This window comes from Plantibacter sp. VKM Ac-2880, from assembly GCF_015351235.1.
In the GTDB taxonomy this organism is placed as follows: domain Bacteria; phylum Actinomycetota; class Actinomycetes; order Actinomycetales; family Microbacteriaceae; genus Plantibacter.
The window spans coordinates 1,330,133-1,349,886 of sequence record NZ_JADKSJ010000001.1; the positions used below are offsets into that span (position 1 = coordinate 1,330,133).

Here is a 19,754-nt window from a genome sequence, read left to right on the forward strand (position 1 = left end):
ACGTGGATCTTTACGAGTATCAGGCACGAGACCTGTTCGAGCAGTACGAGGTTCCGGTCCTCGCCGGCATCATCGCCGACACCCCGGACGAGGTGCGGGCGGCTGCCGAGCGTCTCGGCGGCGTCGTCGTCGTCAAGGCGCAGGTGAAGGTCGGAGGCCGCGGCAAGGCCGGCGGCGTCAAGGTCGCGAAGACCCCCGACGAGGCGTACGAGGCGGCCAAGGCCATCCTCGGTCTCGACATCAAGGGCCACGTCGTCAAGCGCGTCATGGTCGCAGCAGGTGCGCGGATCGCGCAGGAGTTCTACTTCTCCGTGCTGCTGGACCGCGCCAACCGCTCCTACCTGTCGCTCACGAGCGTCGAAGGCGGCATGGAGATCGAGCAGCTCGCAGTCGAGAAGCCCGAGGCGCTCGCGCGCATCGAGGTCGACCCGCTGACGGGCGTCGACAAGGCGGCCGCGGTCGCGATCGCGCAGGCCGCGAACTTCCCCGAGGAGCTCGTCGACCAGGTCTCCGACGTGTTCGTGAAGCTGTACGACGTCTACAAGGGTGAGGACGCGACGCTCGTCGAGGTCAACCCGCTCGTCCTCACGGAGGAGGGCCGCATCGTCGCCCTCGACGGCAAGGTGTCGCTCGACGAGAACGCCGCGTTCCGTCACCCGAACCACGCCGCCCTCGAGGACACGGCCGCCGAGGACCCCCTGGAGCTCAAGGCGAAGGAGAACGACCTCAACTACGTCAAGCTCGACGGTGAGGTCGGCATCATCGGTAACGGCGCAGGCCTCGTGATGTCCACGCTCGACGTCGTCGCGTACGCGGGCGAGCAGCACGGCGGCGTCAAGCCGGCCAACTTCCTCGACATCGGCGGTGGAGCATCGGCCGAGGTCATGGCCGCCGGCCTCGACGTCATCCTGGGTGACGCGCAAGTCAAGAGCGTGTTCGTGAACGTGTTCGGTGGCATCACCGCGTGCGACGCGGTCGCGAACGGCATCGTGAAGGCGCTCGAGATCCTCGGCGACACCGCGACCAAGCCGCTCGTGGTGCGCCTCGACGGCAACAAGGTCGAGGAAGGCCGCGAGATCCTCCGCGCAGCCGCCCACCCGCTCATCACGCTCGCCGCAACCATGGACGAAGGCGCCGACAAGGCCGCCGAGCTGGCTTCGAAGTAAGGGATCGCACACGCATGTCAATCTTCCTCAACAAGGACTCCAAGGTCATCGTCCAGGGCATCACCGGCGGTGAGGGCACCAAGCACACAGCGCTCATGCTGAAGGCCGGCACCCAGGTCGTCGGTGGCGTCAACGCCCGCAAGGCCGGCACGACCGTCACCCACGACGGCGGCGTCGAGCTGCCCGTGTTCGGCACGGTGGCCGAGGCCATCGCCGAGACCGGTGCCGACGTGTCGATCGCCTTCGTGCCGCCGGCGTTCACCAAGGACGCGGTCATCGAGGCCATCGACGCCGAGATCCCGCTGCTCGTCATCATCACCGAGGGCGTCCCGGTCGGCGACTCCGCCGAGTTCTGGGCCTACGCCCAGTCCAAGGGCTCGAAGACCCGCATCATCGGCCCGAACTGCCCCGGCATCATCACGCCGGGCGAGTCGCTCGTCGGCATCACGCCGGCGAACATCGCGGGCAAGGGACCCATCGGCCTCGTGTCGAAGTCGGGCACCCTGACCTACCAGATGATGTACGAGCTGCGCGAGATCGGCTTCTCGACCGCGATCGGCATCGGCGGCGACCCGATCATCGGGACGACGCACATCGACGCGCTCGCCGCGTTCGAGGCCGACCCCGAGACCAAGGCGATCGTCATGATCGGTGAGATCGGCGGCGACGCCGAGGAGCGCGCGGCCGACTTCATCAAGGCGAACGTCACCAAGCCGGTCGTCGGCTACGTCGCGGGCTTCACCGCCCCCGAGGGCAAGACCATGGGCCACGCCGGTGCCATCGTCTCGGGCTCCGCAGGCACCGCGCAGGCGAAGAAGGAGGCCCTCGAGGCCGCCGGGGTCAAGGTCGGCAAGACGCCGAGCGAGACCGCCGACCTCATGCGCGAGATCATCGCCTCGCTGTAGCGACGCACACACCACCAGCACCCACGACGCGGCGCCCGATCCGGGCGTCGCGTCGTGGCGTTCCGGGGGTCGCCCACCGTGTGCCTGACGTTCGGGGTGCACCGCGCCGGGTAGGGTCGGAGGCGCATGAAACGTCTGACCGTCGCCCTCCTCGCCGCCCTCGATGCCACGCTCGCCGTGGCCATCGGCATCGGTGTCGCACTCGTCCCCCTGCTCGCCCTGTGGGCGCTGTACTTCCAGCTCGAGGTCGATCCGGCCGCGCTGTGGCGAGGGGCGGTCGACATCTGGACGCTCGGCAACGGGTCGAGCATGCGCATCACCCTCGACACGGAGCTCGTCACGCAGCTCGGCCTGCCACTCGGGATGGAGCCCTTCCTCGTCTCGCTCGCACCGCTCGCCTTCACGGTCGGCACGGTCCTGTTCGGGGTGCGCACGGGGACGCGCGCCGCCCGCAGCACCTGGTGGCAGGGCGCGGTCGTCGTGTCCGTGCTCGTGTTCGCCATGCTCGCGTGCCTCGTGACCATCTCCGCCCTGCACCCGGCTGTCCGACCGTCGATCGTCCAGGGCACGCTCGCCCCGACCTCCCGGTTCGCGCTCGGCGTCGTCGTCGCTGCCCTGTGGGTCCGGTTCCGCGAGCAGGACGCGGCCGATCCGATCCTCGACGGCCTCCGCGCCACCCGTGATCGACTGCCAGCCGGCGCGTGGCCGATGATCGTCACCTCGCTCCGCGGCGGGGCGCTCGCCGCGACCGGGCTCCTCGCGGTGGCAGCCGTCCTGACGGCCGTTCTCATCGCCGCAGGCTACGGCGCCATCATCTCCCTGCACGAGAGCGCGCAGTACGGCGTCCTGGGCGGGGCGATCGTGACCGGTGCCGAGCTGCTGTACCTTCCGAACCTCGTCATCTGGGCGATGAGCTGGATCACCGGCGGCGGGTTCGCCATCGGCAGCGGGACGGCCGTGTCCCCGATCGGCACGCTCGTGGGCAGCATGCCGGCCGTCCCGGTGCTCGGCGCCATCCCGACGGGGGAGAGCCCGTTCGGCTTCGCGGTGCTCGTCATCCCGGTCGTCATCGGGTTCGCGGCGGCGGTCGTCCTGCGTCGCCGGTTGCTCGTCGACCTCGACGGGCGGGACGGTCTCGCACGACTGGCCGTCGTCGGCCTCGGCATCGGCGTCACGGCGGGGGTCGTCGTCGGCGTCCTCGCCGCGATCTCGGCGGGCGCCGCAGGCCCGGGGCGCCTCGTGGAGGTCGGCCCGAACGGGTGGGCCACCGGCCTGTGGACTACGCTGACCGTCGGGATCGCTGCGGTGATCGGCATGGCCGCCGGTCCGACGCATCTGGCCGAGGAGGATCACCTCCCGGAGCTGCAGGTCCGCCCGAGCGTCCGGAACGCCCGCGACCGATAGGATGCTCTGGTGCTGTCACTCGTCGTGCTGATCTCCGGTGGCGGATCCAATCTCCGCGCCCTCCTCGAAGCTTCACGCGACGCGGACTTCCCCGCCAGGGTCGTCGCCGTCGGTGCCGATCGCGAGGCGGACGGCCTGGCCCACGCCGAGGAGTTCGGCATCCCCTCGTTCACCGTCCCGTACTCGTCGTTCGACACCCGGGCGGAGTGGGGAGCAGCGCTCCTCGAGCAGATCCGCGTCTGGAGTCCCGACGTCCTCGTGCTCAGCGGGCTCATGCGCCTGCTCCCGCCGGTCGTCGTCGACGCCCTCTCGCCACGCATCATCAACACCCACCCCGCGTACCTGCCGGAGTTCCCCGGCGCCCACGGCGTCCGCGACGCGCTCGCCGCCGGTGCCACGGAGACGGGTGCGTCGATCATCGTCGTCGACAACGGTGTCGACGCGGGGCCTATCATCTCCCAGGAGCGCGTGCCGATCCTGTCGGACGACACCGAGCACCGCCTGCACGAGCGCATCAAGCCCGTCGAGCGGCGACTGCTCGTCCAGGCCGTCCGCGACCTCGCCACCGGAACCATCGACCTCGAGGCGCTCTCCACGGCGTCCCGCCCGCCAGCAGAAGGAGCACCCCAGTCATGAGCGGTCCCAGTCACGACCACAGCCTCTACCGAGAACGCGACGTCGTCCCCGTGCGTCGTGCGCTCGTCTCCGTGAGCGACAAGACCGGTCTCCTCGAGCTCGCGGGTGCGCTCGCCGCCGCCGGGGTCGAGATCGTCTCGACCGGGTCGACGGCCGCCACCATCCGGGGTGCGGGTCACGAGGTGACCGACGTCTCGGAGGTGACCGGGTTCCCGGAGTCGCTCGACGGTCGGGTCAAGACCCTTCACCCCTCCGTGCACGCCGGCCTGCTCGCCGACCTGCGACTCGAATCCCACGAGGCCCAGCTGGCCGAACTCGGTATCGAGGCGTTCCAGCTCGTCGTCGTGAATCTGTACCCCTTCGTCGAGACCGTCGCGAGCGGCGCGGTCGGCGACGACGTCGTCGAGCAGATCGACATCGGCGGACCGGCGATGGTGCGCGCGTCCGCGAAGAACCACGCCAACGTCGCCATCGTGGTCTCGCCCGAACGGTACGGACAGATCGTCGACGCGGTCGGCGCCGGCGGGACGACGCTGGCGCAGCGACGCTCCCTCGCCGCTGAAGCCTTCGAGCACACCGCCTCCTACGACGCTGCCGTCTCCGCCTGGTTCGCGAGCACCGCGGCCGAGGGCGATGCGTTCCCCGCCACCCTGGCCGTCACCGGTCGTCGCGAGGCGGTGCTCCGCTACGGCGAGAACTCGCACCAGGCCGCGGCGCTCTACGTCCGTCCCGGCGGAGCAGGCATCGCCCAGGCCACACAGCTGCACGGCAAGGAGATGTCGTACAACAACTACGTCGACGCCGACGCTGCGGTCCGTGCCGCGTACGACTTCGCCAATCCGGCCGTCGCCATCATCAAGCACGCGAACCCGTGCGGGATCGCCTTCGCGAACCCGAAGGCGCCCGACCCGATCGCATCCGCGCACCGTCGCGCGCACGAGTGCGACCCGGTGTCCGCATTCGGCGGGGTCATCGCGGCCAACCGCGTGGTCACCCTCGGCATGGCCGAGACGGTGAAGGAGATCTTCACCGAGGTGCTCGTCGCCCCCGGGTTCGAGGACGCCGCACTCGAAGTGTTGAAGACGAAGAAGAACCTGCGTCTGCTCCAGCTGCCCGAGGGGTTCGTGCGTGAAGCGCGCGAGGTCCGCCAGATCTCCGGCGGCCTGCTGTACCAGGACGCCGACCGCTTCGCCGACGACCCCCAGGACACCGCCAAGGGCTGGACGCTCGTCACGGGTGAACCCGCGGACGACGACACCCTGCTCGACCTCATCTTCGCCTGGAAGGCGTGTCGCTCGGTGAAGTCGAACGGCATCCTGCTCGCCAAGGGCAGCGCGAGCGTCGGCGTCGGCATGGGTCAGGTCAACCGTGTCGACTCCTGCCACCTCGCCGTGAGCCGGGCGGGCGACCGCGCAGTCGGTTCCGTCGCCGCGTCGGACGCCTTCTTCCCCTTCGCCGACGGTCTGCAGGTCCTGCTCGACGCCGGCGTGCGTGCGGTCGTCCAGCCCGGCGGTTCCGTCCGTGACGAGGAGGTCATCGCCGCGGCGCAGGCCGCCGGTGTGACCATGTACTTCACGGGGGAGCGGCACTTCTTCCACTAGGTCCAGCGGCTGCTCCTCGGCGGAATCCGAGCGAGCTCCTGGTGATCTCCCAGCGGCGTCGGGCCCTCGTGGCCAGGCGCCGCTGCGTCGTTCCGCTACGGTTGTCGGATGACTGCCACCTGGAGCCGCAAACTCATCGCATCCGCTGCCGCCGCCGTCGCGACCATCGTCGTCGGCTTCCTGGGGGTCATGTTCGTCACCTTCGTCGGCTACCAGTTCGCCGGGACGATCTTCGCCCAGGCGAGTCCGTACTTCTTCGAGAGCACGATCATCACCTTCGTGCTGCTCCTCATCGTCGGCGTCGTCGGCCTGTACCGGTTCCGGCTCCTGGCCCTCCTCGGAGGTGCGGCGCTCGCCGTCATCGGCGCGCTCCTCGGTCTCATCGTGCAGGTCGCGACGACGGGCCAGCCGGTCAACAGCACCGTGCTCGGCAGTATCGTCGCCACGCTGATCAGCCTCAACCTCGTCTTCGTCGTCGTCATCGCCCTGTCCGCGGCGTTCATCGGATACCCGGTCTACCGGACGGTCATCCGCACGCAGGACGCCGTGCTCGACGAAGGCCGACGCATCGCGCTCGTCCGCATGCCCGCCTCCAACCTCGCCGAGGGGCTCGTCACGCACCAGGAACGCGCCGCGATCGACACCGAGCTCGCCGACCAGCAGTGGGACGCCTACGTCGCCGCGCTCGACGCCGCGGGTTGGGACACCACCGAGGTGTCCTGGGCAGACCAGCTCGCCGATTCCGTCTTCATCGAGGACACCGTCGTCGTCGTCGACGACATCGCCGTCGTGACCCGTCCCGGCGCCGAGAGCCGTCGTCCGGAGATCGTCGCCGCCGAAACCACCGCGCGTGAACTCGGTCTCCGCATCCACCGCATCGAGGGCGACGGCACCCTCGAGGGCGGCGACGTCCTCCAGGTGGGCACCACCGTGTACGTCGGCCGCAGCGGCCGCACGAACGCCGAGGGTGTGCGCCAGCTGCGGAACATCCTCGCTCCGCGTGGATTCGACGTCGTCGCCGTCCCCGTCACGAAGGCACTGCACCTGAAGTCGACGGTCACCGCGCTGCCAGACGGCACCGTCCTCGTCCACCCCGACCTCGTCGACGACCCGTCCTTCTTCGGCCGACACCTGGTCGTCCCCGAGCGCGAGGGCGTCGCGGTCGTCGAGCTCGCCGACGACACGGTGCTGATCTCGGCAGCCGCGCCGAAGACGGCCGCGTTGCTCGAGGACCGCGGCTACACCGTGGTGCAGGTCGACATCAGCGAGTTCGAGAAGCTCGAGGGCTGCGTCACCTGCCTGTCAGTGCGGGTCAGCTGAGCCGATCGTGGAACAGGAGGCTGGAGCGCGCGGTGGACGGGATCTGAGTCGGAGGGCCGTCGCGCAGCGTCTGGACATCCCGCTGGAGATGGCCAGGCACCACGGGATCCCGCCGTTCTGGTCTGCGGAGCAGCTCGCCGCATTCGAAGCCGATCCCCCCGCGTGGTACGTGCAGTCCCGTGCCAACCGGACGGGCAAGCGGCCGGTCTGGGTCGAGCTGCGGTGCACGATCTGCGGCACGAGCGAAACGCTCCGCCCGAAGAAGTGGTGGCCGGAGTTCTCGATGGTGACCTGTTCCTGGCACGGGGCCGACGAACTGCCGCCGGTCCCCGAGGGATCGCGTCGTCGCGAGATCGACGGCATCGGGGCCTTCGTCGGCATCGTCGACGAGCCGGCGTCCTGACGGCGGTATCGACCGACCCCATGCGTGCAACCGCATGGATCCCTTGCAGTCCGGCTTCGTCCTCCCATAGTCTGGTCTGCTGCGCCGACCTTCGTTCCTCGTGATCGGTGCCGCCCGCGTTCGAGTGCGACCTGTGCACCCGGCCCGCGGCTCTCGCCCCACAGGATGAGGAGGATGCCATGACGCTCTCGAACCAGGACGCTGCAGCGCTGACGGTCGACCGTGCCCGTTCCGCCTCGAGCCGCCGAGCCGCCGTCGCCCGGGCAGCCTCCGGGCCAGCCGTGACGGACGCCGTCGCACCGCACTAGCACCAGGCATTCCGCCACCCCATCCGTCCGATTCCGCTCGGACCCGTCACCGGATGCTGCGATCCCGCAGAGCGACCTCGCCGTCCGGCAGCTCCACCACCACTGTTCCGTCGGTGACCGACGTCGCCGACTCTCTCGCAAGGACTTCCCGCAATGACTCCGCCCGGCGACGACCGCCGTCCCGTCCAACCGCGTCAGAGCACCTTCCGTGCCCTCATGCGCATCTACCCCTATGCGAAGACCGCCATGCCGCGGATCGTGCTCGGCATGGTCGCCGCGCTCGTGGCAGGCCTCGTCGCGCTCGCCATCCCGCTCGTGCTGCAGGCACTCGTCGACGGTCCGCTCTCGAGCGGTGACTCGTCGCAGATCTGGCCGGCGGTCATCGTGGTCCTCGCGCTCGGTGTCCTCGAGGCGGTCATGATCGCCCTCCGCCGCTGGTTCGTCCTGACCCCCGGCACGCACGTCGAGGCCCGCATGCGGAACGCACTCTTCGCGAAGCTGCAGGACCTGCCGGTCACCTTCCACGACCGCTGGCAGAGCGGGCAGCTGCTCTCGCGTGCGGTCAGCGACCTCGGGCTCATCCGTCGTTGGATCTCGTTCGGCTTCGTGCTGCTCATCGTGAACGGCGTGACCATCATCGTCGGAGCGGTCATCCTGTTCACCTGGAATTGGCTCCTCGGCCTCATCTTCATCGCCCTGGCGATCCCAGTGTGGATCTTCGGGTTCACCTTCGAAGGGCGCTACTCGGTGATCGCGAGGCGCAGCCAGGACCAGGCGGGCGACCTCGCGACCGCGGTCGAGGAGTCCGTGCACGGGATCCGCGTGCTCAAGGCGTTCGGGCGAGGGAAGCACGCGTTGCAGCGGTTCACCTCTCGTGCGGAGGACCTGCGTGGGACGGAGATCGAGAAGGCGAAGGCGATCGCCGGCATCTGGTTCTGGCTCGTACTGCTGCCGGACATCGCGTTCGCGCTCTGCCTGTTGGCGGGGGTCTGGCTGGCGTCCATCGGCGAACTGACCGTCGGTCAGCTGTTCGCCTTCTTCGCGACGGCGACGATCCTGCGGTTCCCGATCGAGTCGGTCGGCTTCCTGCTGGCCATGACCTTCGACACGCGGTCGGCGACGGACCGGTACTTCGACGTGCTGGACTCGGTCAACACGATCACCGACCCGGAGCATCCCGAGCACCTCGCCGACCCCGTGGGCGAGCTCGTGTTCGAGGACGTGCACTTCCGGTACGAGGACGCACCAGCGCGTGAGCGTGACGTCGTCGACGGTGTCCGGTTGCGCCTGGAACCGGGGGAGACCATGGCCCTCGTCGGGCTGACCGGCTCGGGCAAGTCGACCATCACCGCCCTGACCACGCGGCTGTACGACGTGACCGGTGGTCGCATCCTGCTCGACGGCATCGACATTCGTGCGCTCACCCGTGAGGAACTGCGTCGCCACATCGCGATGGCGTTCGAGGACGCGACACTCTTCTCGGCGAGCGTCAAGGAGAACGTGCTGCTCGGGCGTGACGACCTGGACCTCGATTCGCCCGAAGCCGAGCGGGTGCTCCGTGAGGCACTCGACATCGCGCAGGCGGGCTTCGTCGACGAGCTGCCGGACGGCGTCGAGACGACTGTGGGGGAGGAGGGGCTCAGCCTCTCGGGCGGCCAGCGTCAGCGGCTGGCGCTGGCGCGCGCGGTCGCGGCCCGCCCGGCCGTCCTCGTGCTCGACGACCCGCTGTCGGCGCTCGACGTCGACACCGAGGCGCTCGTGGAGGCCGCCCTGCGGCGGGTCCTCGCGTCGACGACGGCGCTCATCGTCGCTCACCGTCCGAGCACCGTCATGCTCGCCGACCGCGTCGCCCTCCTCCAGGACGGCCGCATCACCGCCGTCGGCCGCCACAGCGACCTCCTCCGGGAGAACGACCATTACCGCTATGTGATCTCGAGTCTCGAAGCAGACGAACGCGAGACGATCCGACAGGAGGTGAACCTGTGAGCCAGGAACAGACGGTGCACGGGGTGCGGGGCGAGGAACGCGACGACCTGACCCGTGCCGAGTCCGCACAGATCAGACGCCGCTCGCTGCGCCTGCTCGGCTCCCTGCTGGCACCGCTGCGGTGGCGCGTGGTCGCGGCTATGACGATCGTCATCGTCTCGACGGCCGCGCAGGTGGCCGGCCCGGCGTTGATCGCGCTCGGCATCGACCGGGCGCTCCCCGCGATCCTCGAGCGCGCCGACTGGATGCCGGCCTTCCTCGTCGTCGGCGCGTACCTGCTCACGGGGGCCGTCGGCGCGACGCTCATCTCCTGGTACACCGTGCTCGCGGCGCGGATCAGTCAGACGATCCTCATCGACCTCCGCAAACGGGTGTTCCTGCAGACGCAGCGGTTGAGTCTCGACTTCCACGAGAACTACACCTCCGGGCGAATCATCTCGCGGCAGACGAGCGACCTCGACTCCATCCGTGAGCTCCTCGACTCGGGTATCAACCAGCTGGTGTCCGGCGTGCTCTACATGGGCTTCACGGCCGTGGCACTCGTGCTCGTCGACTGGGTCAGCGGACTGGTGCTCCTCGGCGCGCTCATCCCGCTGACGGTGCTCACCCGCTGGTTCCAGATCCGATCGCAGAAGCTGTTCCGTGAGTCGCGGGTGGCGTCCGCGAAGCTCATCGTCTTCTTCGTGGAGGCGATGACGGGCATCCGTGCCGTGAAGGCGTTCCGCAAGGAACGGCGCAACGAGCAGACCTTCGGCGCGACCGTGGAGCACTACCGCACGGTCAACGCCCGGGTCATCCAACTGTTCGGGGTGTTCGACCCCGGACTGGTGTTCATCGGAAACCTCTCCGTCGCGGTCGTCCTGCTCGTGGGTGGGTTCCGCGTCGCCGACGGCCAGCTGGCGATCGGAGCCCTGCTCGCGGCGCTGCTGTACACCCGTCGGTTCTTCGACCCGATGGAGGAGATGGCGATGTTCTACAACTCCTACCAGTCGGCCGCGGCGGCGCTCGAGAAGATCTCCGGCGTCCTCGAGGAACGTCCGAGCGTGCCCGACCCGGTCGCGCCCGTCGACCTCTGGACCTCGAAGGGGCGGATCACCTTCGACGACGTGACGTTCGCGTACGCGTCGGACCGCGTCATCCTGCCGAGCTTCGACCTCGAGATCCCGGCCGGGCAGACCATCGCCCTCGTCGGGACCACGGGTGCCGGCAAGTCGACGCTCGCGAAACTGGTGAGCCGGTTCTACGACCCGTCCGAGGGCTCCGTCCGCCTCGACGGCGTGGACCTGCGCGAGCTGCATCCGAAGGACCTCCGCCGCGCCATCGTCATGGTCACGCAGGAGGCGTACCTGTTCTCCGGCTCCGTGGCGGAGAACATCGCCCTCGGCAAGCCCGACGCGAGCTTCGAGGAGATCCGGGCAGCGGCCAGGGCCGTCGGCGCCGACACCTTCATCGAGGCGCTGCCCGACGGCTACGACACCGACGTGAACAAGCGTGGCGGACGCGTGTCGGCCGGGCAGCGGCAGCTGTTGTCCTTCGCGCGGGCGTTCCTCGCGGATCCGGCCGTGCTCATCCTCGACGAGGCGACGGCGTCGCTCGACATCCCGAGCGAGCGACTCGTGCAGGAGGCGCTGCAGACGCTGCTCGCCGACCGGACGGCGATCATCATCGCTCACCGCCTCTCGACCGTCGCGATCGCCGACCGGGTGCTCGTGATGGAGTATGGGCGGATCGTCGAGGACGGTGCGCCGGCCGACCTCATCGGCGGGACCGGCCGCTTCGCCGCGATGCACGCGGCCTGGCGTTCCTCGCTCGGCTGACGGTTGCGCGGGGGTGTGGTGCCCGGTGTCCTCCCGGTGACGGACGGACGCCGGGCACTACACCTCGACCGCTCGACCTGCCACAATGAGCGGATGACCAGTGAGGAACCGCGTTCGCTGCGCGTCGCCGTCGCCGACGACGCCGTGCTGCTCCGCGAGGGCGTCGTCCAGATCCTGCGGGCCGGCGGTCACGACGTCGTGGGGTCCTTCGGTTCCGCGGTCGAGCTGGTCGACCGCATCGACGACGGGCTGCAGCTCGACGCCGTCGTCCTCGACATCCGCATGCCGCCCACCCACACCGACGAGGGGATCGTTGCCCTCGAACAACTCCGCGCCACGGGGTTCCGTGCCGGGGTGCTGCTCCTCAGCACCTACGCCGTCCCCTCCTACGCGGTCCGTGCGCTCGGCTCGGGCGGCGGCACCGGCTACCTCCTCAAGGACCGCGTCGCCGACTCGGGGACCCTCGTCGACGCCGTGGAACGGGTCGCGGCCGGAGAGTCGGTCGTCGATCCGGAGGTCGTCTCCCTCCTCGTCGCCGAACGGACCCGTTCCGACGGGCTCGACCACCTCACCGAGCGTGAACGGGAGGTCCTCACCCTCATGGCCGAGGGTCGGTCGAACTCCGGTATCGCGAAGGCGCTCGTCGTCAGCCTGAAGACCGTCGAGGCGCATATCAGCCGCATTCTGGCCAAGCTCGGACTCGAGGACTCGCCGGCGGACCACCGCCGCGTGCTCGCGGTCGTGCGCTGGCTGGAACACACGGATGGCTGACGGTCGCCCACGCGGACGGGCGACCTCGCTCCCGATCCCGGCACCCGTCGGCCGCGGCCGGCTGCCGTGGCCACTGCGCCTCGTCATCCTGGTCGCGGCGGCGCTGCTCTGCGTCTGCTCGGTGGTGTTCGGCGTGGTCCAGCCGGGCATCGCGGACGGCAACGGGCTGCCCTGGCTCGTCGGTCACCTCGCGGCGCTGACCGCTGCCGGCCTGATCTGGTGGCTGGCTCCGACCCCGGTTCCCGGGTGGGTGATCGTCGGGTACACCGTTGCGGAGACGGCCTACATGTGGGCGTACGGGGTCGAGGCGGGCTGGCTCTGGCCGCTCCTCATGTCGATCTCCGTCCTCCCCGGGGTCGCCCTGGTCTGGCTGGCGCTGGCCTTCCCCGCGGGGCGCCTCCGACGTGGCTTCGACCGCCGGCTCGTCATCACGGCGTCGGTGTACCTCGTCACGTACGCGATCGCGACCCTGGTGCTGACCCGTCGGTACCCGCTCGACGCACAGCACGAGCCCAGTTCCTACGCGGTGCTGGCGAACGGCCAGCTCTCCGCCGTGCTCGGCCAGGTACACGCCGCCGTGATGGGGCTCTTCGCCGTGGTCGTCGCCGGCGTGGTGCTGCTCCGTTGGGCGCGCAGCAGCGGGGCGGCGCGGCAGGTCGCGTTCATCATGCCGGTGGCCTTCGTCCTGTGGCTCGTCATCGGCGTGGGGTGGTCCCTCGCCCGCCTGGGCGGGTGGCCGCAGGAGCTCAGGCTCGCCGTCGAGGACCTCAACGCCTTCTCCGTGGTGCTCGTACCGGCGGCCTATGCGACCGGGCTCGTCCGCATGCGGGCGATCCGCGCCAGGGCCGTCGACCTCGTGCAGACCGGCGGGCTGAGCGAGACCGGCCACGACCGCTGGGACAGCTCCGTGAAGACCGTCCTCGGAGACCGTTCGGCCCGTCTCGTGTGGCCGGGGTCGCAGCGGACGACGGGTCGCGACGCTCGCGGACGGGCGATGTCGAGCGTCGGTGACGCGGACGCCCCGCTCGTGTACATCGAGCACGATGCCGCGCTCCTCGACAACCCGCAGCTGCTGCGTTCGGTGTCGGCGTCGTTGCGCATCATGATCGACAACGAACGCCTCACCGGAGAGCTGCGCCACTCCTTGCGCGAGGTGAACCGTTCGCGGTTGCGCATCGTCCAGGCGGCGGACGAGGCGCGCCGTCGTGCCGAGCGCGACCTGCACGACGGTTCGCAGCAGCAGCTGTTCTCGGTCGCCCTCCGGCTCCGGATGGCGAGCGATGCGGCGCGAGCCGACGGGCAGCTCGCGCTCGCCGAAGGACTCGAGACGACCATCGAGCAGCTCGCGAGCGCGATCAAGGAGCTCCGCGAGCTCGCGCGCGGGCTCCATCCGGCGCTCCTCGCCGATGGTGGTCTCGGGCCGGCGATCGCCGAACTCGGTCGTCGTTGCACCGTCGTCACCCGCGTGAACGTCGAGCTCGCCGAGCGTCCGACGCAGCTCATCGAGTCCACCGTGTACTACGTCGTGTCGGAGTGCCTCGCCAACGTCACGAAGTACTCGGAGGCCACAGGCTGCGAGGTGACCGTCGTCGGCGACGCGGACGGCCGGCTGCGGGTGGTCGTGGCGGACGACGGTGTCGGCGGTGCCGACCCGGCGAGCGGGAGCGGACTGCGCGGCCTCGCGGACCGGGTCGACGCCGTCGGCGGGACGATGCGGATCGAGAGCCCCCGCGGCGGCGGGACGGTCGTCACGATCGACCTGCCCGTCTGAACCCGAACCGCAGGCGTCAGTGGAGGAGGGCCTCCCGGCCGAGCCGGTACCGCCCACCACTCATCCGGACGATCGGCGTGCCCTCGGCCTCGTAGTGCTCGAGAGCGCGTTCCTCGTGGCCGGTCGGCGGCAGGCCTCCTGAGCGGACGACACGCCACCAGGGCACGGCATGCCCGTACTGGGCCATCACCCGCCCGACCCCGCGGGCCGACCTCGATCCGATGATCGCGGCGACCTGCCCGTAGCTGAGGGCACACCCCTCCGGGATGTCGGCGACCACCGCCAACACGGCCTCGGCGAAGGCTTCAGCGGTGTCGATCGCCGGCTGCCCGCTCACGGGTCAGAGGCTGATGCTGCCGATGGTCTCGCCGTACTGCGTCTCACCGACGGGGGAGAAGCCCACCCGGAGGAAGAACGCCTCAGGGCCGAGGTCGCCGGGCTCGTAGATGACGTTCACGTGGTCGAAGTCGCGCTTCTTGGCCTCCTCGATGAGTGAGGCGACCGCGAACCGGCCGACGCCGCGGCCCTGGTCGTCGGCGTCGACGTTGATACGCCACAGGGCGGAGCGGAACTCCTCCTGCGTCGACTCGTGGTCGAAGTTGGCGGAGATGAAGCCGACGACCTCGTCGACGTCGAGGATGACGCGCTGCCACGAAGTGGCGGGGTTCACGACCGCGGCCGCGACCGCGTAGGACACCGGGGCGATGAACTGCTCCTGCCCGGGTTTCATGGTGAGCGCGTTGACCGCCACGATCGTCGATGCGGACAGTTCTTCCAGACGCAGCTCAGCCATGCACTCAGGCTAACCTGTCCGGCCCACCGCGGATAGTCCGCCCGGGTGTCGACACGCGCCCGGGCGTGCACACCCACGGCGGATCCCCAGTCGACGGCGTGGGTCGCACTGGTCCGTGATCGGGAACTGTCTCGATGTCAAGAGACCTGGCGCGTCTTGTAAGCTAGGTGCTGGCCGTGCCGTCCCACCTTTCGGATGCGGTCTCCTCCATGCCATGCGGAGCACTCCACCGCGTGCGCACCTCCGTAGGCCGCTCGGCTCAGGGCGGCATCAGAAAGGACAACCAGTGTCGAAGATCAAGGTCGAAGGCACCGTCGTCGAACTCGACGGCGATGAGATGACTCGCATCATCTGGCAGTTCATCAAGGACTCGCTCATCCACCCCTACCTCGATGTGAACCTCGAGTACTACGACCTCGGCATCGAGAAGCGTGACGAGACAGACGACCAGATCACGATCGACGCCGCACACGCCATCCAGAAGCACGGCGTCGGCGTCAAGTGCGCCACGATCACGCCTGATGAGGCGCGGGTCGAGGAGTTCGGCCTGAAGAAGATGTGGCGGAGCCCGAACGGGACCATCCGCAACATCCTCGGCGGCGTCATCTTCCGCGAGCCGATCATCATCTCGAACATCCCGCGGCTCGTCCCGGGCTGGAACAAGCCGATCATCATCGGCCGTCACGCGTTCGGCGACCAGTACCGTGCGACCGACTTCCTCTTCAAGGGTGAGGGCAAGCTCACGGTCGAGTTCACGCCCGACGACGGCTCGGAGCCGCAGAAGTTCGAGGTCTTCCAGTCGCCGGGCGACGGCATCGCCCAGGTGCAGTACAACCTCGACGCCTCCATCCGCGACTTCGCACGGGCGAGCCTCAACTACGGCCTCAACCGCAACTACCCGGTGTACCTCTCGACGAAGAACACGATCCTGAAGGCCTACGACGGCCGGTTCAAGGACATCTTCCAGGAGATCTTCGACGCCGAGTTCAAGGAGCAGTTCGAAGCTGCGGGCATCACCTACGAGCACCGCCTCATCGACGACATGGTCGCTTCGGCCATGAAGTGGGAGGGCGGCTACGTCTGGGCGTGCAAGAACTACGACGGCGACGTCCAGTCCGACACCGTCGCCCAGGGCTTCGGTTCGCTCGGCCTCATGACGAGCGTGCTCGCCACCCCGGACGGCAAGATCGTCGAGGCCGAGGCGGCGCACGGCACCGTCACGCGTCACTACCGTCAGCACCAGCAGGGCAAGCCCACGTCCACGAACCCGATCGCGTCGATCTTCGCGTGGACCCGTGGCCTGCAGCACCGCGGCGTGCTCGACGACAACCAGGAGCTCATCGAGTTCTCGGCGACCCTCGAGGACGTCGTCATCAAGACGGTGGAGTCCGGCGCCATGACGAAGGACCTCGCGCTCCTCGTCGGGCCCGAGCAGGCCTACCAGACGACCGAGGAGTTCCTCGAGACGATCTCGGCGAACCTGAAGGCGCGCCTGGCCTGATGACGTCGGCCTGACCGACACCAGCACCACGCGGACGGGGTCCGGGAGCACACGCTCCCGGGCCCCGTCCGTCGTTCGGGTCTCGACGCCGGTCCTGACGGTCGTGTTAGCGTCGATGGACCACCTCGACGACGAAGTGAGGACCATCGATGTCACCGATGACGAGAAGACAGTTGCTCGCCTGGGCTGCAGCGGGTGGTGCGACCGCTCTCCTGGCGGGCTGTTCCACCCCGGGGACGGTGTCGCCGAACACCGGTCCGACGATCGCCCCGGCCGCCGCTGGGGAACGGATCACGCTCACCTACTGGGCCTGGTTGAAGGACCTCCAGAAGGTCGCGGACGTCTGGAACGCCGACCACCCGAACGTTCAGGTCGAGGCCGTGTGGATCCCTGGAGGCAACGACGGCGGGTATCAGAAGCTCTATTCGGCGCTCGCCGCGGGTGGCGGTCCGGACCTGGCGCAGGTCGAGATGCGGACGCTCCCCGAGTTCCTCCTCGTGAACGGGTTGGTCGACCTCCGGCGTTACGGCGCCGACGAGGTCGCGTCGCGGTACAACGAGACCCTCTGGAACCAGGTCTCCTACGTCGACGGGGTCTACGGGATCCCGCAGGACTCCGGTCCCATGGCGTTGTACTACCGCCCGGACCTGCTCGACCGGGTGGGCGCGAAGCCGCCGACCACCTGGGACGACTGGTTCCAGGTGGCGGGGGCGGTGCGCGAGGCCGGCATGTACCTGGACTGCTTCGCCCTCGACGACGCCTCGTGGTTCGCGGCCATGGCGACCCAGGCCGGCGCGTCCTGGTTCCGCGTCGACGGCGACCGATGGATCGTCGACATGACGGACGACGCGACCCTGGAGACGGCGCGATTCTTCGACCGGGCCATCGACGAGGGCGTCATGACCACCTCCTACAGCCAGTTCTCACCGGCCTGGTTCGCCGCTGCGGCGAAGGACTCGATCGCGTCGCTCGCCGGCGCCAGCTGGGGTGACGCCCTCCTGCAGGGTGTCTCCGGGGCCGAGGGCAAGTGGCGGGTCGCGCCGTTGCCACGGTGGGGGAGCGGTGGCTACGGCTCGACCTTCCAGGGTGGGTCCACGGCCGCCGTCCTGGCGAACAGCGCCCACCCGCGGGAGGCGCTCGAGTTCGCCGTGTGGATGACGACAAGCGAAGCCGGCATCGACGCCATGATCGAGCACTCCGGCATCGGCTGGTCACCGAACGACGCCTACATCGGTGCCGGCCGACAGCAGCCGAGCGAGTTCTTCGGCGGCCAGAACTACAACGAGGAGGTCTTCGTGCCGGCGGCGAGGGAACAGAACAACGAATGGCAGTGGTGGCCGCTGACGCAGCAGACCTTCAACATCCTCGCCGACGGGTTCCGGGCCAAGGCCTCGGGCGGCACCCTCGTGGACGCGGTGGTCCAGGGGCAGCGCGACGTCATCACCGCGTTCCGCAACAAAGGGCTTCGCATCGAGGCGGCGTCGTGACCGCCGTCACGGAACGCCCTGACCGTGGTGCGGCGGGCGAGCCGACGCGCCCGGCAGTGCAGCGCCGGCGCCGGACCTCGGTCGCGGCCCCGTGGGTCCTCCTCGGACCGTTCCTGGCGCTCTTCGTCCTCACCTTCATCCTGCCGATCATCGTCGCGATCGGCAGCAGCTTCCTCCGAGTCTCGCGGAAGGGCGTCTTCGGTGAGGAGGGGGTCACCACCGAGTTCGCCTGGTTCTCCAATTACGTCCAAGCCTTGGAGAACGGCAACTTCATCGCCTCGATCGGCCGGATGCTCCTCTTCGGTGTGGTGCAGGTGACGGTCATGATCGCCCTGTGTACCCTGCTGGCGCTCCTGCTCGAGTCCGCCTCCGCGAAGTGGCCGGGGTTCTTCCGGGCCGTGTACTTCCTGCCCTACGGCATCCCCGGCGTGATCGCGACGATCCTATGGTCGTTCCTCTACGTCCCAGGACTCAGCCCGATCATCGACATCGCCGGTGCGATGGGGATCGAACTCGACTTCCTCGGCGCCGGCACCGTGCTCTGGTCCATCGCCAACATCGTGACGTGGACCTACACCGGCTACAACATGATGATCATCGTCGCCCAACTGCAGGCCATCCCCGGTGAGGTGTACGAAGCGGCGAAGGTCGACGGCGCCGGACCGTTCCGTGTCGCGATGAGCATCCAGCTGCCGCTCATCCGACCGGCGCTCATCCTCACGACGGTGTTCTCGATCATCGGGACACTGCAGCTCTTCGCCGAGCCGCAGGTGCTGCAGACCGTCTCCCCGGCGATCGACAACGAGTACACGCCGAACCTCAGCGCGTACACGACCGCGTTCGCCTACAACGACTACAACGTGGCGGCCGCGCAGGCCGTGCTGATCGCCGTGGTCGCGTTCGCGCTCTCGTTCGCCTTCCTCCGACTGACCTCGAGGAGGGCGTCATGACCGCGACCAGGAGCATCACGACCGCGACCGCCGCGAAGCGGTCGCAGCGGCTGACCGACCGGCACGGACGCCCAGGCGGCTCCCGGGCCTCGCGCGTCATCGTGACGGGTGTCCTCGTCGTGGTCGCCGTGTACTTCCTCGTGCCGGTGTACTGGGTCGTCGTCGCGGCCACGAAGAGCACCGAGGACCTCTTCGGGAGCAACGGGTTCCTCCTCGGTTCGGAGTTCTCCCTCTGGTCGAACCTGCATGAGGTGCTCACCTACGACGGCGGCATCTTCGTTTGGTGGTTCGGGAACTCGGTGCTCTACGCGGGTGTCGGCGCGCTCGTCGCGACCTACCTCGCAGCAGCCGGTGGCTATGCCCTCGCGAAGTACCGGTTCCGGGGTCGGAACCTCGTGTTCGGCACCATCCTCGGCGGGGTGCTCGTCCCCGGTACCGCGACGGCGCTGCCGCTCTTCCTGCTCTTCAGCCAGCTGGGGCTCGCGAACACGTACTGGGCGGTACTGCTCCCGTCGCTCGTCTCGCCGTTCGGTCTGTTCCTCTGTCGGATCTACGCCGACGCGACGATCGACGACTCGCTCATCGAGGCGGCTCGGATCGACGGCGCGAGCGAGTTGCGCATCTTCCACACGGTCGGCTTGAAGATCCTGACACCGGCGCTCGTGACCGTCTTCCTGTTCCAACTGGTCGGCATCTGGAACAACTACTTCCTGCCGCTCGTGATGCTGTCGGACAGCTCCCTGTATCCGATCACGCTGGGGCTCAACAACTGGCGGAGCCAGGTCGACCGCCTCCCGGAGTTCTACGAGCTCACCACCGGTGGTGCACTGCTGTCGATCATCCCGCTCGCGATCGCGATGATCGTGCTCCAGCGGTTCTGGCGGGGCGGGCTCACGGAGGGCTCCGTGAAGTAGTCGTCGGCGTCCGAACCGGTA

Annotated in this window: 18 protein-coding genes; 16 read left to right on the forward strand and 2 right to left on the reverse strand. The window is 69.1% G+C overall.

What is annotated here, in order from left to right; all coding sequences use genetic code 11:
* Nucleotides 1-2: 2 nt before the first annotated feature.
* From sucC to ITJ57_RS06505, 12 genes are all read left to right on the forward strand, one after another.
* Entirely contained in the window at nt 3-1,166 is a 1,164-nt protein-coding gene (sucC, locus tag ITJ57_RS06455; RefSeq protein WP_194669338.1) for an ADP-forming succinate--CoA ligase subunit beta, read from the forward strand.
* Between the two features lie 14 nt (nt 1,167-1,180).
* Nucleotides 1,181-2,071 carry a succinate--CoA ligase subunit alpha gene (sucD, locus tag ITJ57_RS06460; protein ID WP_056007994.1) on the forward strand — a complete coding sequence of 297 codons (891 nt, stop codon included), beginning with the start codon at nt 1,181-1,183 and terminating at the stop codon, nt 2,069-2,071.
* Between the two features lie 126 nt (nt 2,072-2,197).
* On the forward strand, nt 2,198-3,475 hold the full coding sequence (locus ITJ57_RS06465) for a DUF6350 family protein (protein WP_194669339.1): 1,278 nt from the start codon (nt 2,198-2,200) through the stop codon (nt 3,473-3,475).
* Nucleotides 3,476-3,484: 9 nt separating this feature from the next.
* Nucleotides 3,485-4,111: a phosphoribosylglycinamide formyltransferase gene (purN, locus tag ITJ57_RS06470; protein ID WP_194669340.1), complete on the forward strand. Its 627-nt coding sequence runs from the start codon at nt 3,485-3,487 to the stop codon at nt 4,109-4,111.
* Nucleotides 4,108-5,712: a bifunctional phosphoribosylaminoimidazolecarboxamide formyltransferase/IMP cyclohydrolase gene (gene purH, locus ITJ57_RS06475; protein WP_194669341.1), complete on the forward strand. Its 1,605-nt coding sequence runs from the start codon at nt 4,108-4,110 to the stop codon at nt 5,710-5,712. Before purN ends, purH begins: the two co-directional genes overlap by 4 nt.
* A gap of 108 nt (nt 5,713-5,820) precedes the next feature.
* Nucleotides 5,821-7,032, forward strand: coding sequence for a dimethylargininase (gene ddaH, locus ITJ57_RS19670; protein WP_194669342.1), 1,212 nt, complete (start codon nt 5,821-5,823; stop codon nt 7,030-7,032).
* Nucleotides 7,033-7,120: 88 nt separating this feature from the next.
* Nucleotides 7,121-7,435 (forward strand): hypothetical protein, encoded by a 315-nt coding sequence (locus ITJ57_RS06485; RefSeq protein WP_194669343.1) that lies wholly within the window; start codon nt 7,121-7,123, stop codon nt 7,433-7,435.
* Between the two features lie 179 nt (nt 7,436-7,614).
* Nucleotides 7,615-7,743, forward strand: a complete 129-nt coding sequence (locus tag ITJ57_RS19615; RefSeq protein ID WP_255515309.1) for a hypothetical protein — start codon at nt 7,615-7,617, stop codon at nt 7,741-7,743.
* Nucleotides 7,744-7,896: 153 nt separating this feature from the next.
* Entirely contained in the window at nt 7,897-9,729 is a 1,833-nt protein-coding gene (locus tag ITJ57_RS06490; protein ID WP_194669344.1) for an ABC transporter ATP-binding protein, read from the forward strand.
* Entirely contained in the window at nt 9,726-11,546 is a 1,821-nt protein-coding gene (locus tag ITJ57_RS06495; protein WP_194669345.1) for an ABC transporter ATP-binding protein, read from the forward strand. The genes ITJ57_RS06490 and ITJ57_RS06495 overlap by 4 nt, the downstream gene beginning before the upstream one ends.
* A gap of 93 nt (nt 11,547-11,639) precedes the next feature.
* The gene (locus ITJ57_RS06500; RefSeq protein ID WP_194669346.1) at nt 11,640-12,317 is read left to right on the forward strand and encodes a response regulator transcription factor; all 678 of its coding nucleotides are present in this window, start codon (nt 11,640-11,642) and stop codon (nt 12,315-12,317) included.
* Nucleotides 12,310-14,088 carry a histidine kinase gene (locus tag ITJ57_RS06505; RefSeq protein WP_194669347.1) on the forward strand — a complete coding sequence of 593 codons (1,779 nt, stop codon included), beginning with the start codon at nt 12,310-12,312 and terminating at the stop codon, nt 14,086-14,088. The genes ITJ57_RS06500 and ITJ57_RS06505 overlap by 8 nt, the downstream gene beginning before the upstream one ends.
* Nucleotides 14,089-14,104: 16 nt before the next feature.
* On the opposite strand, the gene ITJ57_RS06510 is transcribed toward ITJ57_RS06505, so the two are convergent.
* A complete protein-coding gene (locus tag ITJ57_RS06510; protein ID WP_370582231.1) occupies nt 14,105-14,425 on the reverse strand; it encodes an MGMT family protein in 321 nt (106 codons plus the stop codon).
* Nucleotides 14,426-14,428: 3 nt separating this feature from the next.
* Nucleotides 14,429-14,881 carry a GNAT family N-acetyltransferase gene (locus ITJ57_RS06515; RefSeq protein ID WP_194669348.1) on the reverse strand — a complete coding sequence of 151 codons (453 nt, stop codon included), beginning with the start codon at nt 14,879-14,881 and terminating at the stop codon, nt 14,429-14,431.
* Nucleotides 14,882-15,167: 286 nt separating this feature from the next.
* Between ITJ57_RS06515 and ITJ57_RS06520 the strand changes: the two genes are divergently transcribed.
* From ITJ57_RS06520 to ITJ57_RS06535, 4 genes are all read left to right on the forward strand, one after another.
* The gene (locus tag ITJ57_RS06520; RefSeq protein WP_194669349.1) at nt 15,168-16,382 is read left to right on the forward strand and encodes an NADP-dependent isocitrate dehydrogenase; all 1,215 of its coding nucleotides are present in this window, start codon (nt 15,168-15,170) and stop codon (nt 16,380-16,382) included.
* Nucleotides 16,383-16,531: 149 nt separating this feature from the next.
* Nucleotides 16,532-17,869, forward strand: coding sequence for an ABC transporter substrate-binding protein (locus ITJ57_RS06525; RefSeq protein WP_194669350.1), 1,338 nt, complete (start codon nt 16,532-16,534; stop codon nt 17,867-17,869).
* Nucleotides 17,870-17,925: 56 nt separating this feature from the next.
* Complete coding sequence (locus tag ITJ57_RS06530) at nt 17,926-18,819, forward strand: carbohydrate ABC transporter permease (protein ID WP_370582360.1); 894 nt, start codon at nt 17,926-17,928, stop codon at nt 18,817-18,819.
* Complete coding sequence (locus ITJ57_RS06535) at nt 18,816-19,733, forward strand: carbohydrate ABC transporter permease (protein ID WP_194669352.1); 918 nt, start codon at nt 18,816-18,818, stop codon at nt 19,731-19,733. Before ITJ57_RS06530 ends, ITJ57_RS06535 begins: the two co-directional genes overlap by 4 nt.
* The last annotated feature ends 21 nt before the right edge of the window (nt 19,734-19,754 follow it).